Below are 14218 nucleotides of genomic sequence, written 5' to 3' on the forward strand. Positions count from 1 at the left end.
AGCTGGCCACCCCGAACAATTACTCTTGTGGCAATCCCAGCACCTGGCGCAGGCGGGACAACTGATGGTGATCCCCCTGGGCCGCCGCCTGGCGCAAGGCCTGGGTCGGTGCGTGGATCAACTTGTTGGTGAGGCGGTGTGCCATGGCCTTGAGGGCCTGTTCGGCATTCTCGCCCTGTTGCAGGGACAGCAAGGCGCGCTGCAATTCCTCATCGGCCACCTGCTGGGCCTGATGACGATAATCGCGGATCAGATCCACCGAATGCTGGCTGCGATACCAGCCCATGAACTCATCGCGCTCTTCCAGCACGATAATCTCCGCCTCGGCGGCGGCCCTTTTACGGGTCTCCAGGTTCTGCTCTATGATGCCCTGCAGGTCATCAACCGTGTAGAGATAGGCATCGGAGAGCTCGTCCACCTCGGCCTCGATATCCCGCGGCACGGCGATATCCACCAGAAACATGGGCTTGAAGCGACGGGCCTTGAGGGCGCGCTCCACCATGCCCTTGCCGATGATGGGCAAGGGGCTGGCGGTGGAGCTGATGACAATGTCAGCCTCGTGCAGGTAATCCGGGATCTCTTCGAGCGTCATCACCTGGGCACCGAACTCCTCGGCCAGCAATTGAGCCCGCTGCAGGGTGCGGTTCGCCACCATCATGCGGGTGACGTTCTGCTCGCGCAGATGGCGGGCCACCAGTTCTATGGTCTCGCCGGCACCGACCAGCAGCACCTTGGTCTGGGAGAGATCGGAGAAGATGCGTCGCCCAAGACTGACGGCAGCAAAGGCCACCGAGACGGCGCTGGCGCCAATCTCGGTATCGGTGCGCACCCGCTTGGCCACGGAGAAAGACTTCTGGAACAGACGCTCCAGCGAGCCTTTCACCGCTTCGGACTGCTGGGCATGGGCATAGGATTGCTTGATCTGCCCCAGGATCTGCGGCTCACCCAGCACCAGAGAGTCGAGGCCGCAGGCCACCCGCATCAGGTGACGCACCGCCTCTTCGTCCTGATGCTGGTAAATGGCGGATACCACTTCGGCCGCATCCAGGCCGTGGAAACGTTGCAGCCAGTGCAGCACCTGCTCTCCCTGCCCCTTTTCCAGGCTGCAGTAAAGCTCGGTGCGGTTGCAGGTCGAGACGATCACCGCCTCGCTTACGCCGGGTTGGGTGACCAGCTCACGCAAGGCGCGATCGATGCAGTCCGGGCCGAACGCGACCCGCTCCCGCAAGGCGACACTGGCGGTGTTGTGGTTGATTCCGAGGGCAAGCAAACTCATGAGTGGGCGACGATCATTTCATACACTGGGTGCAAAGGCTGCCAATTGTACGAGAAAGGGTAAGTCTTTAAAAGCAATACGGCCGCCCCGTATACTGTGGCAAATCCCCTCATCTGGAGCATGACCTTGTTCTTGCGTATTTTCACCTTTGGCTGCCTGCTGTTGCTGGCCGGCTGTACCACCATCCAGCCCCAGCGGGATCAGGTCAACTGGCAGAAAGAGCGGACTCGTCTCGAGCAGCTCAGCCACTGGCAGCTGTCTGGCAAGATGGCCATCATCACAGCCCAGCAGAAGGGCAGCGCCCGGGTCAACTGGCAGCAAAATGGCGACGACTATCGCCTCAACCTAACCAGCCTGATCGGTACCCACATTCTGGAGCTCTCCCGCAGCAAGGGCGAGATCACCCTGATCGACAACGAGGGCAACCCGCACCAAAGCCAGGATGCCGAGGCGCTCATCTATCAGCTCACTGGCTGGAACATTCCGGTGCAGGGGCTGCCGGAGTGGATCAAGGGACTGCCGGGCAAGGCTGAATTCGAGCTCAATTCCGACAGCAGCCTGGCCAGTGTGCGTGACGGCCAGTGGCGGATTGTCTATGGCGACTATCGGGATCAGGACGGCTATCGCCTGCCCCACCTGCTGACCATGACGGGCCAGGGCAGTCGCCTCAAGTTGCAGATCAACCAATGGACGCTTGCACGCTGATGACTGCGACTGACAAGGAGCCAAGAATGACAGCCATTCGCTGGCCGGCACCGGCCAAACTCAACCTCTTCCTGCATGTCAATGGCCGTCGTCCGGACGGCTATCACGAGCTGCAGACCCTATTCATCTTTCTGGACCACGGCGACTGGCTCGAATTCGAGCCGCTGCCGGACACGGACCAGCTCACCTTGAGCCCGGCCATTCCCGGCGTGCCCGATGAGCAGAACCTCATCATCCGCGCCGCCCGCCTGCTGCAGGCCAGGCTGCCGAGTCCACAGGGGGCCCATATCCGGCTGGAGAAGCTGCTGCCCATGGGCGGTGGTATCGGCGGTGGATCCTCGGATGCAGCCACCACGCTCGTGGCGCTCAATCACCTCTGGCAGGCAGGCTTGGGCGAAGATGAACTGGCGGAACTTGGCGTTCAGCTGGGGGCCGATGTGCCGGTGTTTGTGCGCGGACGTGCCGCCTTTGCAGAAGGGGTGGGCGAGCGACTGCAACCGGTCGAATTGCCAAGCGCCTGGTATCTGGTGCTCAAGCCCGATTGCCACGTGGCAACGGCCGCCGTGTTCCAGGATCCGGACCTGCCCAGAGCGACCCCGAAAATGGCATTTCACAACTTGCTGGAGGGGGAGTGGAAAAACGATTGCGAATTGCTGGTGAAAAAGCGCCACCCCGAGGTTGCCAATGCGCTCGGCTGGTTGCTAGAATACGCGCCGTCAAGAATGACGGGCACAGGAGCCTGCGTCTTTGCTCAATTTGAAGACGAAAAGGCTGCTCGGGAAGTGTTGGCAAAGGTGCCGGAAAGATGGGATGGGTTTGTCGCCAAGGGCGAGAACATATCACCACTATTCGTGACATTGCAACAAATCAGTGATTGGGGTATCGCCAAGCGGTAAGGCAGCGGGTTTTGATCTCGCCATTCCTAGGTTCGAATCCTAGTACCCCAGCCATTCTCTTGGTGATTGATACGGGTGCATTGATTGACTGGCCGCAGCGAAACTTGAAAGAGCGCAATCTCGTCAAGCTGATCTGCCGCCAACAGGGTGCCCCGGGTTAATCGCGAAGAGGTCATCGGCCTCGTTGATGACGGGCTGTCCAAACGCGACAGCCATCCGATTTGAAACATGTAACGATATGCACCTAGCCTGAAAGCGGCCTATAGTGGCCTGACCCGTCAACTTGATAAATCGTTTGCCCCAAAACGATACGGGTCTGAATCAGACTCCCCACATACTGGATGCAACCCCGAGGTTTCAAACCGTGCCTGACATGAAGCTGTTTGCTGGTAACGCAACGCCGGAACTAGCCCAGAAGATCGCAGATCGCCTGTTTATCAAACTCGGCAATGCTGCCGTAGGTCGCTTTAGCGACGGCGAGATCAGCGTACAGATCAATGAGAATGTACGTGGTGGCGATATCTTCATCATTCAATCCACCTGTGCCCCGACCAACGACAATTTGATGGAATTGATCGTCATGGTGGATGCTCTGCGTCGTGCTTCAGCTGGCCGTATCACTGCCGTTATCCCCTACTTTGGTTATGCCCGTCAGGACCGCCGCGTCCGCTCCGCCCGTGTTCCCATCACCGCCAAGGTTGTCGCCGACTTCCTCTCCAGCGTGGGTGTGGACCGTGTGCTGACCGTTGACCTGCATGCCGAGCAGATCCAGGGCTTCTTCGACGTCCCGGTCGACAACGTGTTCGGCAGCCCTGTGCTGCTGGAAGACATGAAGTCCAAAAACCTCGAATCCCCTGTCGTCGTATCGCCGGACATCGGTGGTGTGGTGCGCGCTCGTGCCATCGCCAAGCTGCTGGACGATACCGACATCGCCATCATCGACAAGCGTCGTCCCCGCCCGAACGTCTCCCAAGTCATGCACCTGATCGGTGACGTCGCCGGCCGCGACTGCATTATCGTCGATGACATGATCGACACCGGCGGCACTCTGTGCAAAGCCGCAGAAGCCCTGAAAGAGCGCGGTGCCAAGCGTGTATTCGCCTACGCCACTCACCCTGTCTTCTCCGGTTCTGCCGTTGAAAACATCAAGAACTCAGTGATCGACGAGCTGATCATCACCGACTCCATCCCGCTCACAGCCGAGATGAAGGCGGTGGACAAGGTCAAGCAGCTGACTCTGTCAACCGTGCTGGCCGAAGCCATTCGTCGTATCAGCAACGAAGAGTCCATCTCTGCCATGTTTGAGCATTGATAGACACTGTTGTGACAAAAACCGCCAGCTGGCGGTTTTTGTCTTTCTAGCCCTGTCACACCCGGTATTGCCCTGCCCCACCGCAGGTTAAGGATTGATCCATGAATCGCTTGCGCCCGCTGCTGCTCCTTGCCTGCTGCAGCTTCCTGTTCGCCTGTCAGCCCGCCAAAGAAAACCAGCCCTTCGCACTGACTCTGGCGCACATGAACGACACTCACTCCCAGTTTGACCCGGTCAACGCCGAGCTGAAGGGCCCCATCTTTGGCAAGCAGGGGGAAACCGACACCCTCTACACCCGCTTCGGCGGCTATCCGCGCCTGCTCACCATGGTGAAATCCTATCAGGCCGAGGCGCTCGCCAAGAATCAGCCACTGTTGCTGCTGCACGGCGGCGATGCCTGGCAGGGCAGCGGCTACTTCAAACTCAACGAGGGGATGGCCAACGCCGAGCTGCTGAGCCAGTTCGGTCTCGATGCCATGGCGCTGGGCAACCACGAGTTCGATCTCGACAACCAGAAGCTGGCCCGCTTCATCGAGGGGGTCAACTTCCCTCTGCTGGCCGCCAACCTGGACACCCGTGACGATCCGGCGCTGCGCCACGCGACCAACCTCAAGCCGTTCGTGGTCTATGCCTTCGATGGCAACCAGAAGAGTCCGGTTACCGATCTCAACAAGCTGCCCCAGGGCAAGCAACTGGTGGCCGTGATGGGACTGGTGCTGGAGGACATGGCCAATATCTCCCCCAACGTCGGCAAACTGCGTTTTGGCAAGGAGGTTGAATCGGCCCAGAGCACAGTGGACATGCTGCGCAAGAAGGGTATCCATCACGTCATCGCCCTGACCCACATCGGCAATGAGCGGGATCTGGCGCTGGCGTCCAGAGTGAATGGCATCGATGCCATCGTCGGCGGCCACTCCCACAGCCTGCTCGGCGATTTTACCAACATAGGTTGGGGCAAGACCGGCGAATACGCCCAGCTGGTGACCAATCCGGACGGCGTTGGCCTGACCTGCGTGGTGCAGGCTGGCTCCTACGCCCAGGCCATCGGCCTGGCACGGGTCAGCTTCGACGGCCAGGGTCGGGTCATTAGTTGCAAGGGTCAAAACAAGCTGCTGGCCAGCCGCAACTTCTTCGCCGACCCTGCCCGCCGGCAGGCGCTGGACAAGGCGAGTGGCAAACAGGCAAGCAAGTTTGTCGATGCCCAACCCAACCTGGTGACGGTGGATGAAGACCCGCGCCTGCGCGGCATCATCGACAGTCACTACAAGCCGGCACTGGAGCAGGCCTTTGGCCCCGTTATCGCCACTGTGCCGGCACCGCTGCAAAATGCCCGCCGCCCCGGTGACAATGGCAGCGACAGCCACGGCTCAGACGTCGCCCCCCTGGTGGCCGAAGGCCAATACTACTGGGCCAACACCCAGGCGGTGCAGGCCCTGACCGGTGGCCCGGTTCACTTTGCGTTGCTGGCAGTGGGCGGCGTGCGCGCCGATCTTCCCGCAGGAGAACTGCGCGAAGGGGATGCGGCGCTCACCCTGCTGCCATTCAAAAACCAGTTATCCGTGTTGACCCTGAGCGGCGCGGACGTGCGCGCCCTGCTGACCGAGACCATCACGGCCACCCTGCCTGCCAGCGCCCATGCCGGCAAGTTCCCCTACGGCGGCCATCTTCGCTACACCTTCACCGAAACCGTGCCGGGCAAGCGTGGCGACCTGACCCAGCTGCAATGGCAGACGACCGAAGGGCAGTGGCAGGACTTGGCCGACAACCAGCGCTATCAAGTGGTGATGAACGCCTACAGCGCCAACGGCAACGACGGCTGGCAGGCGCTGGCTCGCGCCCAGTCCCTGCAGGCCGAGCGACTGGATCTCGCCTGGGTGGATGGCAAGCTGACCGGTTTCCCCGTCGAGAAAGTGGAGCAAAGCGGCAATCAGTTGAACGCCCGTTATGCCCGTGGTCAAACGCTCGATTGCCAGGCCAGGGCCGTCAATTGCGGTACGGATGCGGCTTCCTTCGTGCAATACGTGCGAGAGCAGCGGCCGACTCTGACGGCACTGAGTGAACCGACCGTCACGCTACTGCGGGCCGAATAAGGCTCCCCCGGGTAAGACTGACCAGAACGGGCCTCGAGAAGAGGCCCGTTTGGCGGCCATTCGCGACCCGAACCAGGGTTATTCCCTCACGGTTGCCGAGCTTTGGTTGAGTGATCGCCAGTCGGCGGCTAGAATATCGCGTCCCATTGCCTTGGGCGGTCTGCCCATTGCAAGTAGCGAGTGAAGACATCAAGCGTGACAAACCAAATCAAACTGATCGTGGGTCTGGGCAATCCCGGCCCTGAATACGCCAAGACCCGCCACAACGCGGGCGCCTGGTATGTGGAGCAACTGGCTCGCTGGCACAATGTCAGCCTGCGCGAAGAACCCAAGTTCTTCGGCCACACGGCTCGCATTCAGGTGGAAGGGCAGGATGTGCGTCTGCTCATCCCGAACACCTACATGAATCTCTCCGGCAAGGCAGTGGCCGCACTGGCCCGTTTCTACCAGATAGAGCCGGAAGCCATGCTGGTGGCCCACGATGAACTGGACCTGCCCCCCGGCATCGCCAAGTTCAAGCAGGGCGGCGGCCACGGCGGTCACAACGGTCTGAAAGACATCATTGCCAGGATGGGCAATAACAATAATTTCTTCCGGCTGCGTCTCGGGATTGGCCACCCTGGCGCCAAGGAGCTGGTGGCCGGGTTCGTGCTGACCAAGGCCCCGAGCAGCGAACAGAACCTGATCGACGCCGCACTGGATGAGTCCTTGCGCGCCACCGACATACTGTTCAAACAAGACATGACCAAGGCCATGAACCGCTTGCACAGCTTCAAGGCCGAGAAAGTCTGAACAGGGTTTGATGGGTGACGTCAGGGGTGAATGTCCACCAGCGCCACCGACAGACTGTTCAAACACGCTATGACCAAGGCCATGAACCGCTTGCACAGCGTCAAGGCCGGCAAGTATATAACTGGATGCGCCTGCGTCCCTCACAGCATCTATCAAGTAAGGTAACAATCCATGGGTTTTAAATGCGGTATCGTGGGCCTGCCCAATGTAGGTAAATCCACCCTGTTCAATGCGCTGACCAAGGCCGGCATCGAAGCCGCCAACTTCCCGTTCTGCACCATTGAGCCGAACACGGGTGTGGTTCCCATGCCGGATCCCCGTCTCGACCAGCTGGCGGCCATCATCAATCCCCAGCGCGTCGTGCCGACCACCATGGAATTCGTGGACATCGCAGGTCTGGTTGCCGGTGCCTCCAAGGGCGAAGGTCTGGGTAACCAGTTCCTGGCCAATATCCGTGAAACCGAAGCCATCGGCCACGTGGTACGCTGCTTCGATGACGACAACATAGTTCACGTTGCCGGCAAGGTTTCCCCGGCCGACGATATCGAAGTGATCAACACAGAGTTGGCCCTGTCGGATCTGGACGCCTGCGAGCGTGCCATTCATCGCCAGTCCAAGCGCGCCAAGGGCGGTGACAAGGATGCCAAGCTGGAAGTGGAAACCCTGGAGAAGATCCGGGTCGCACTGGAAAACGGTCAGATGATCCGTGGCATGAAGCTGGACAAGGATGAGCTGGAGGCCGTGAGCCACCTCAATTTCCTGACCCTCAAGCCCACCATGTACATCGCCAACGTGGCAGAAGACGGTTTTGACAACAACCCCTACCTCGACAAGGTGCGTGAAATCGCCGCCGCCGAGAACGCGGTTGTCGTAGTGGTCTGCTGCGCCATCGAATCGGACATCGCCGAGCTCGATGACGAAGACCGCGCCGAATTCATGGCAGATCTTGGCATCGAAGAGCCGGGCCTGAACCGGGTGATCCGCTCCGGTTACGAGCTGCTCAAGCTGCAGACCTACTTCACCGCCGGGGTAAAAGAGGTGCGTGCCTGGACCATACCGGTTGGCGCCACTGCACCGCAAGCCGCTGGCAAGATCCACACCGACTTTGAAAAAGGCTTTATTCGCGCTCAAACCATCGCCTTCGAAGACTTTATCACCTACAAGGGTGAGCAAGGCGCCAAGGAAGCGGGCAAGATGCGCGCCGAAGGGAAAGACTACATCGTCAAAGATGGCGACGTACTGAACTTCCTGTTCAACGTCTAAAATAAAATTATAGATTACTTTCAGTGACATGCAATCACAATGCACTGCCATTATTAGTTTGAGTACACTTTTGCGCACACACTAGGCAACGCTAGGCATGCATAATTGTTATCAAAAGGGCCTATCTAAAATCTGATAGGCCCTTCTCTTTCCCTGATCCCACCTTACTTCCTTTTGAGTCCCACCTTTCAATTTGTACACCACAGTGCAGCCACAGCACGCATTCCATAACTAGAAACCAGATAAGTAAGTCTCATTTCAATTATTTTCAGATATATATTATCTCCATGAACCTACCCAAGGGACTGCTCTGTGCAGTCCCTTTTTCATTGGAGATTTCTCATGGCTCACCTGATCGACACCATGGCCTACACTGGCCAAACCCCTTGGCATGGCCTTGGCAATGTCTTGCCCCCGCAACAATCTCTCGATATCTGGCTACAGGCAGCCGGGATGGATTGGACCATCGAGCAGAGCGACGTGATGTTTAACGTCGCCTCCGATGCACTGCATATCCGCCCCTACAGCGACAGCAAGGTGCTTTATCGCTCCGATACCCTCGCCCCCCTGTCGGTGGTCTCAAGCCGCTACAACGTGGTACAGCCTCACGAGGTGCTGCACTTCTATCAAGACCTGGTACAAGCCGGTGGCTTTGAGCTGGAAACAGCAGGTTCGCTCAAAGGTGGCCGCAAGCTGTGGGCACTGGCTAAGACCGGCCAGGATCTAAAACTCAAAGGCAATGACTTGGTAAAGTCCTATCTGCTGCTGGCAACCAGCTGCGACGGCACGCTCTGCACCACGGCGCAGTTCACCTCGCTGCGAGTGGTCTGCAACAACACCCTGCAGATGGCACTGCGCGGCGCTACCGGTGCCATCAAGGTGCCCCACTCCACTCAGTTCGATGCGGCGACCGTCAAAGAGTCGCTCGGGCTAGGGCTGTCTCATTGGGATGAGTTCAAGGCACAGACCAAGGCGCTGGCACAGCGGCCAGTCGCCCCCGAAGAGGCGCTGCGCTTTTTCAGCGACCTGTTGGCGCAACCGCTGGATGAGGAGAACATCATCCTCACCAAGCCGGTACAACGGCTGCATGAGCTCTATCAGGGCGCGGGTATGGGCTCAGAGCTTGCCAGCTCCCGCAATACCGCCTGGGGGCTGGTCAATGCGGTTACCGAATACGTTGATCACCACCGCCGCGCTCGTAGTCAGGACCACCGGCTCGATTCCGCCTGGTTTGGTCAAGGCGCCCAACTCAAATCCCAAGCGCTGAATCAGGCACTCACTCTGCTGCAGTAATTCCTCTTTCCCATTTAGACCGCATAACGACCTCACCCGGACTGGCGCAAGCCAATCCGGGCGTTGGTGTTTATGCCGTTAACAAGGAGTCGTCATGAAAGCAAAAACCAAATACGGCCAAGCCCTGCGGCTGGCCTCCACTACCCAGTTAACCCGTGAGCAGTGGCTCGCTATCCGCAAACTCGGCATTGGCTCCTCCGATGCCGCCGTAGCAGTGGGGCTCTCCCCCTACAAATGTCCGCTCAGCCTGTGGTTGGAGAAGACCGGCCGCAAGGAGCCGGAGGATATCTCCCACAAGGAAGCGGTGCTGTGGGGCATTGAGCTGGAGCCGGTGTTGGCGCAGGTCTATGCCAAACGCACCGGCTTTCGTGTGCGCCGGGTCAATGCGGTGCTGCAACACCCCGAGCAACCCTTCATGCTCGCCAACCTCGATCGGGAGGTGGTCGGCCATTCCGATGGACCGGGCATTCTGGAGATCAAGACCGCCAGCTATCACAGCGCCCCCCAGTGGGAGGAAGGGGTGCCGGTGGCGTACCAGTGTCAGGTGCTGCATCAGCTGGCTGTCACCGGCCATGCCTGGGCTGAGGTGGCAGTGCTGATCGGCGGCCAGGATTTTCGGATTTACCGCATCGAGCGTGACGAAGAGAAGATCCAGGATCTCACCGATCGGGAAGCGCAGTTCTGGCAGATGGTGCAACAAGACCAGCAGCCCGAGCCTGACGGCTCCAGTGATGCTGCCAATGCCCTGAGCTGGCTCTTCCCCCGCGATGATGGTCAGACGGTGGATCTCTCCGATTCTCCCGAGTTCAACCAGCTGTTTGGCGAGCTGCTGCGATTGCGTCAGCAAAAGGAAGACGTCGAGCTGCAGGAGTCGCAGCTCAAACAACGGCTGCAAGCCACTTTGGGTGAAGCGACAGCCGGGTTGTTTGCCAATGGCAAGATCACCTGGAAGCGCAGCAAAGACAGGCTTGCACCGGATCTGGATAAGCTCGGTCAGGATCATCCCGACCTGCTCACCCGTTACGTCAAACCGGTGCCCGGCGTGCGCCGTTTCACCATTCAACCCTTGAGGCAAACACCATGATCAAAGGACTGGCGATAACCCCGCCCGTGATCGGGCGGATCTGCATCGGCAAGCTGGTGCAAAAACAGGATAAGTGGGTACCGGAGAAGGACGACAGCTTCACCCTCACCACCCAGATACAGCAAGAGGGGGGATGGTTGCTCCATCCCCTGCATCAACACTACTCATCGCAAAAGAATAACCAAGGACAGGAGCAGACCAAGATCCGCGCCATTCCGGTGCGGGTGCTGTTCAACGATAGCGACTTGAATCTACGGGCGGAATACAGCGCATTTGACCGGCAAACCGGCAGGCCGCTCTGTGTCGGGAATGGGGAGGTGGCAAGACGCGTGGGGGCGCAAGGCATGGAGGAGGTCAGCTGCTCGGGACCAGAGCGCTGTACCTTTGCTGGACAACAGGGCTGTAAGTTGTACGGGCGACTGAACCTGTTTGTGGAAGGGCAAGGGGATGAGCTGGGCAGCTTTATCTTCCGCACCACCGGCTACAACTCGGTACGCACCCTGGCGGCCCGGCTCAGGTACCTGGAGGCAGTGAGCGGTGGCCATACCCGCTATCTGCCGCTCACCCTGCGGCTACGAGCCAAGAGCACTACACAGTCCTACCGCACACCGGTCTACTACGTGGATTTGACCTTGCGGGAAGAAACCAACCTGACTGAGGCAGTCAGGCTGGCACAGGAGGCAGCCCAGCGTGACCAAGAAGCAGGCTTGGCCATCGAGCAGATGGAGCAGGCTGCTCGCGAGTTGCAGCGTAACGGCCAGTTTGAGGATATCGATGAAGAGGTGCCGATGCTGCTGGAGGAGTTCTATCCCGAAGCCAACACCGAAGAAACGACGAAGGGTAACGCTAGTGTGGAGTCAACTGCCTCGCATAACGCACCGCAAAGCCAAGCAACCAGAACGCCGCAGAGGCCGCAACCAAGAAGGAGTCCGCTCACCAATAAATTGGGGAAAGGGAACACATCCCCTCCCCAGTGAATGGCGGATGATCAGCTTGGACGCGCCAACCGCTCCACCAACCGTTCTACTGTTTCCAGCAACAGGGTTCGGTCGGCATCATCGAGCCGGGCCAGTTGCTGGCTCAGCACAATCCCCTGTTCGGTGGGCCGGTTACTGGTCTCTCGCAGGAAGTCCGCCAGCTCACAACCAAACAGCTGAGCAAGCTCTGCCAGCCGCACCACGGTCGGCACCACAATCCCCCGCTCCATCCGGGAGACGGCCTCCATCCCGATATTGAGGTGTTCAGCCACCTGCTCCTGGGTAAACCCGGCCTGGTTACGCTGACGCCCAATAGCCTTGCCCACGTTCTTGGCTAACTGCTCAAAGTTGATATCTGTCATAAGTCCTCCAACCAACCCCTATGGTTGGGGGTGGACTCGTTGACATGAAGAACCACAAAAGGCGAGGATCAACCCAAAAGGTTGCTATTGGGCATTTTCTGCCTATCTCACCGGACTAGGGTTATCCCCTTCTCTACGACTTACTACCAATAGGAGTTCTCATGAAACAACTCGTTCCATTGCTCACCCTGGCAGTCACTGCACCGAGTATCATGGCCAGCAACACCCATGACATCTGGTCCTATCAAGACAGTGATGGCACCACCTTGGCTCAAGCGTGTAATAACAAACGTACCTGTGATCTGATCTACAAAAACAGCCACTACCTTGCCCTCGTCAACAACAGCTCCCAAACGGGCTGTGCCACTGGCGATCTGCTGGTTGCCGAACACGCCAGTCGCAGCTTTAAGAAACTGGATACCGGCACCTGCAGCGCCTCAGCCAGTATCGAGGTCAATACCTACAATCGGCTGAACAATGTCGATGTCATGGTCAGTGACCGGCTTATCAAGCGTTATCCGCTAGATGCCTGGATGTGGGGAGAAGTACGCAAAGCGGGTAAAGGAGCGTCCTGGAGCAAGGCAGAAGAGAATGCCAAGAAGCCTCAGATGCTGGATGCACCAAAAGGCCCCCCTGCACAGTGGGTGGCCGAAGAGGGGCGTTATGGCCCTCGCTATGCCCTGACACAGGGCCAGGGTTACTCCCGGTACGTACTGGAAATCAAATGCGCCTACCAGATGCCGGGGGCAACCTGGCCACTGCACTCTGAGCTCAGATACACCAGAGCCTACGATGCCTCAAGCACCGTCGAGGAGATCGAGGTCGATGGTCAGCGCCTGTCCGGTAAAGCCAAAAGCCAAGCTGAGTGGACTCAGCTCGTCAACGCTATCCTCTCCGCCTCAACCCTGAGCATCTACAGTGGGCAGGATCAAAAAGCCACATGGACCGTCAAGCCCACAAAGTTGACCTCCACTTGCGACTATTACAACGGGTGAATCATGAACATCGCTTCAACCAAATGCTCGATAGCTGCCCTGATGGCTTGTGGACTACTCTGGGCAAACGCCAGCCATGCAGAAGATCAGCGCTACCTCGCTATCCAGCACACTGACACCGTCTACGCCAACCAAGGCGTCTGCGCGTACCACTTCTCCCTCGATAGCGGTGGGGCCGATGAGTTTGGCAGGCTGTACATCACGCTGCAATTCAATGATAAGAAGGGCAAATCGCTGGCCGAATCAACACTAGAAGTGGAACCTTTCGGCGGGAGCTCAGCCACACGCTATGGCGGTGGCTTTACTGAAGTGGATTGCGGACAGGTAGAGCAGGCCAAGTCCATCGCCATTATTCAGGCATCAGAGGTGCTCGCTCACAACCAGGTCACCCGGCTACCAATATCAACCTTTACCCCTGAGTTTCATCAACCACTGAAGATCACCGTGGGCGGCAAGTAGCCCGCTCAGAAAAAAATAAAGCCAAAGGGCGTCACCGTGATGGTGACGCCCTTTTTCATTTCCAACCCTTGATGAGGTTCATCACCCCATGACACGACATTTCATTATCGGCGATCACTTGGTAACACCGCAGTTTGAAGGCCACCATCACGGGATCTTTGTTGGCCATGACCAGGTCATTCACTGTCTACCAACTCCTGCCGGTGATCACTCAGGGCAATTGGCGCTGACCTCCCTGGCTGAATTCAGCCAGCACAACGCCATCGAGGTCAGGCCCCATGCCATGCGCCTGTTCTGTCGAGAGGAGAGCCTGACACGGGCCTACGCACGACTCAGCGAAGGTGAACAAGGCCAGCCATTTGCCACTAGCGAGCAATTTGTTACCTGGTGCATTGAAGGGGTTCAGCATCCCCCCAAGCTGCTGCAGACCGCTGTAGCAACGGTGGTGGCAGCCGAAGTGGCTCGCCATACACTGGGCAAGGCGGCCACCAGTGCAACCGCAGGGCTTGCTGCCAGTACTCTGGCCACGACTGCTGGCGGTAGTGGTGCCGCTGCGACGGTAGTGTCGATCACCGGCATTGCTTCAGCCCCACTGTTAGCTCCTCTTGCAGTAGGCGCCGTTGCTGCCTATGGCGTCAGCAAACTGTGGGATTGGTTAAACGACTGACCCAGCACTTCAAAGCAAAAAGCAGGAGGGCCCTCCTGCTTGAACTC

The 14218-nt window shown here is 58.7% G+C and carries 14 protein-coding genes and 1 tRNA gene; 13 read left to right on the forward strand and 2 right to left on the reverse strand.

Annotation, left to right across the window (positions count from 1 at the left end):
- Positions 1-19: 19 nt before the first annotated feature.
- On the reverse strand, positions 20-1276 hold the full coding sequence (hemA, locus tag AACX78_RS17175; protein ID WP_005317012.1) for a glutamyl-tRNA reductase: 1257 nt from the start codon (positions 1274-1276) through the stop codon (positions 20-22).
- Positions 1277-1396: 120 nt separating this feature from the next.
- On the opposite strand from hemA, the gene lolB reads away from it, so the two are divergent.
- From lolB to AACX78_RS17225, 10 genes are all read left to right on the forward strand, one after another.
- On the forward strand, positions 1397-1981 hold the full coding sequence (gene lolB, locus AACX78_RS17180) for a lipoprotein insertase outer membrane protein LolB (protein ID WP_159166918.1): 585 nt from the start codon (positions 1397-1399) through the stop codon (positions 1979-1981).
- Between the two features lie 26 nt (positions 1982-2007).
- Positions 2008-2877 carry a 4-(cytidine 5'-diphospho)-2-C-methyl-D-erythritol kinase gene (gene ispE / locus AACX78_RS17185; protein WP_159166919.1) on the forward strand — a complete coding sequence of 290 codons (870 nt, stop codon included), beginning with the start codon at positions 2008-2010 and terminating at the stop codon, positions 2875-2877.
- A tRNA-Gln gene (locus tag AACX78_RS17190) sits at positions 2857-2931 on the forward strand. The genes ispE and AACX78_RS17190 overlap by 21 nt, the downstream gene beginning before the upstream one ends.
- A 310-nt stretch (positions 2932-3241) precedes the next feature.
- Complete coding sequence (locus tag AACX78_RS17195; protein ID WP_005317019.1) at positions 3242-4189, forward strand: ribose-phosphate pyrophosphokinase; 948 nt, start codon at positions 3242-3244, stop codon at positions 4187-4189.
- 101 nt (positions 4190-4290) lie between these two features.
- Positions 4291-6279 (forward strand): bifunctional metallophosphatase/5'-nucleotidase, encoded by a 1989-nt coding sequence (locus tag AACX78_RS17200; RefSeq protein WP_159166920.1) that lies wholly within the window; start codon positions 4291-4293, stop codon positions 6277-6279.
- A 195-nt stretch (positions 6280-6474) separates the two neighbouring features.
- Positions 6475-7071 carry an aminoacyl-tRNA hydrolase gene (gene pth / locus AACX78_RS17205; protein ID WP_021140052.1) on the forward strand — a complete coding sequence of 199 codons (597 nt, stop codon included), beginning with the start codon at positions 6475-6477 and terminating at the stop codon, positions 7069-7071.
- A gap of 171 nt (positions 7072-7242) precedes the next feature.
- The gene (gene ychF / locus AACX78_RS17210) at positions 7243-8334 is read left to right on the forward strand and encodes a redox-regulated ATPase YchF (RefSeq protein WP_017412588.1); all 1092 of its coding nucleotides are present in this window, start codon (positions 7243-7245) and stop codon (positions 8332-8334) included.
- Between the two features lie 342 nt (positions 8335-8676).
- Positions 8677-9627 (forward strand): DUF932 domain-containing protein, encoded by a 951-nt coding sequence (locus AACX78_RS17215; RefSeq protein ID WP_159166921.1) that lies wholly within the window; start codon positions 8677-8679, stop codon positions 9625-9627.
- A 94-nt stretch (positions 9628-9721) separates the two neighbouring features.
- The gene (locus tag AACX78_RS17220; protein WP_159166922.1) at positions 9722-10711 is read left to right on the forward strand and encodes a YqaJ viral recombinase family nuclease; all 990 of its coding nucleotides are present in this window, start codon (positions 9722-9724) and stop codon (positions 10709-10711) included.
- The gene (locus AACX78_RS17225) at positions 10708-11688 is read left to right on the forward strand and encodes a recombination directionality factor (RefSeq protein WP_159166923.1); all 981 of its coding nucleotides are present in this window, start codon (positions 10708-10710) and stop codon (positions 11686-11688) included. The genes AACX78_RS17220 and AACX78_RS17225 overlap by 4 nt, the downstream gene beginning before the upstream one ends.
- 11 nt (positions 11689-11699) lie before the next feature.
- On the opposite strand, the gene AACX78_RS17230 is transcribed toward AACX78_RS17225, so the two are convergent.
- On the reverse strand, positions 11700-12050 hold the full coding sequence (locus tag AACX78_RS17230) for a helix-turn-helix domain-containing protein (protein ID WP_042080705.1): 351 nt from the start codon (positions 12048-12050) through the stop codon (positions 11700-11702).
- A gap of 161 nt (positions 12051-12211) precedes the next feature.
- Here AACX78_RS17230 and AACX78_RS17235 point away from each other — a divergent pair, with 161 nt between their 5' ends.
- The 3 genes from AACX78_RS17235 (at position 12212) to AACX78_RS17245 (ending at position 14171) form a co-directional block, all read left to right on the forward strand.
- Positions 12212-13045, forward strand: a complete 834-nt coding sequence (locus AACX78_RS17235) for a hypothetical protein (protein ID WP_159166924.1) — start codon at positions 12212-12214, stop codon at positions 13043-13045.
- A gap of 3 nt (positions 13046-13048) precedes the next feature.
- Entirely contained in the window at positions 13049-13504 is a 456-nt protein-coding gene (locus tag AACX78_RS17240) for an IrmA family protein (protein WP_159166925.1), read from the forward strand.
- A gap of 88 nt (positions 13505-13592) precedes the next feature.
- Positions 13593-14171, forward strand: a complete 579-nt coding sequence (locus AACX78_RS17245; RefSeq protein ID WP_159166926.1) for a hypothetical protein — start codon at positions 13593-13595, stop codon at positions 14169-14171.
- Positions 14172-14218: the final 47 nt, after the last annotated feature.

This window comes from Aeromonas sp. 9A, from assembly GCF_963900955.1.
Taxonomy (GTDB): domain Bacteria; phylum Pseudomonadota; class Gammaproteobacteria; order Enterobacterales; family Aeromonadaceae; genus Aeromonas; species Aeromonas salmonicida.

Bases quoted from the DNA above. Each gene is read 5' to 3' on its own strand.
- AACX78_RS17240 (WP_159166925.1), top strand. From the start codon at position 13,049: ATGAACATCGCTTCAACCAAATGCTCGATAGCTGCCCTGATGGCTTGT.
- AACX78_RS17235 (WP_159166924.1), top strand. From the start codon at position 12,212: ATGAAACAACTCGTTCCATTGCTCACCCTGGCAGTCACTGCACCGAGT.
- AACX78_RS17200 (WP_159166920.1), top strand. From the start codon at position 4,291: ATGAATCGCTTGCGCCCGCTGCTGCTCCTTGCCTGCTGCAGCTTCCTG.
- AACX78_RS17230 (WP_042080705.1), bottom strand. From the start codon at position 12,050: ATGACAGATATCAACTTTGAGCAGTTAGCCAAGAACGTGGGCAAGGCT.
- AACX78_RS17220 (WP_159166922.1), top strand. From the start codon at position 9,722: ATGAAAGCAAAAACCAAATACGGCCAAGCCCTGCGGCTGGCCTCCACT.
- AACX78_RS17245 (WP_159166926.1), top strand. From the start codon at position 13,593: ATGACACGACATTTCATTATCGGCGATCACTTGGTAACACCGCAGTTT.
- ispE (WP_159166919.1), top strand. From the start codon at position 2,008: ATGACAGCCATTCGCTGGCCGGCACCGGCCAAACTCAACCTCTTCCTG.
- AACX78_RS17215 (WP_159166921.1), top strand. From the start codon at position 8,677: ATGGCTCACCTGATCGACACCATGGCCTACACTGGCCAAACCCCTTGG.
- hemA (WP_005317012.1), bottom strand. From the start codon at position 1,276: ATGAGTTTGCTTGCCCTCGGAATCAACCACAACACCGCCAGTGTCGCC.
- ychF (WP_017412588.1), top strand. From the start codon at position 7,243: ATGGGTTTTAAATGCGGTATCGTGGGCCTGCCCAATGTAGGTAAATCC.
- lolB (WP_159166918.1), top strand. From the start codon at position 1,397: ATGACCTTGTTCTTGCGTATTTTCACCTTTGGCTGCCTGCTGTTGCTG.
- AACX78_RS17225 (WP_159166923.1), top strand. From the start codon at position 10,708: ATGATCAAAGGACTGGCGATAACCCCGCCCGTGATCGGGCGGATCTGC.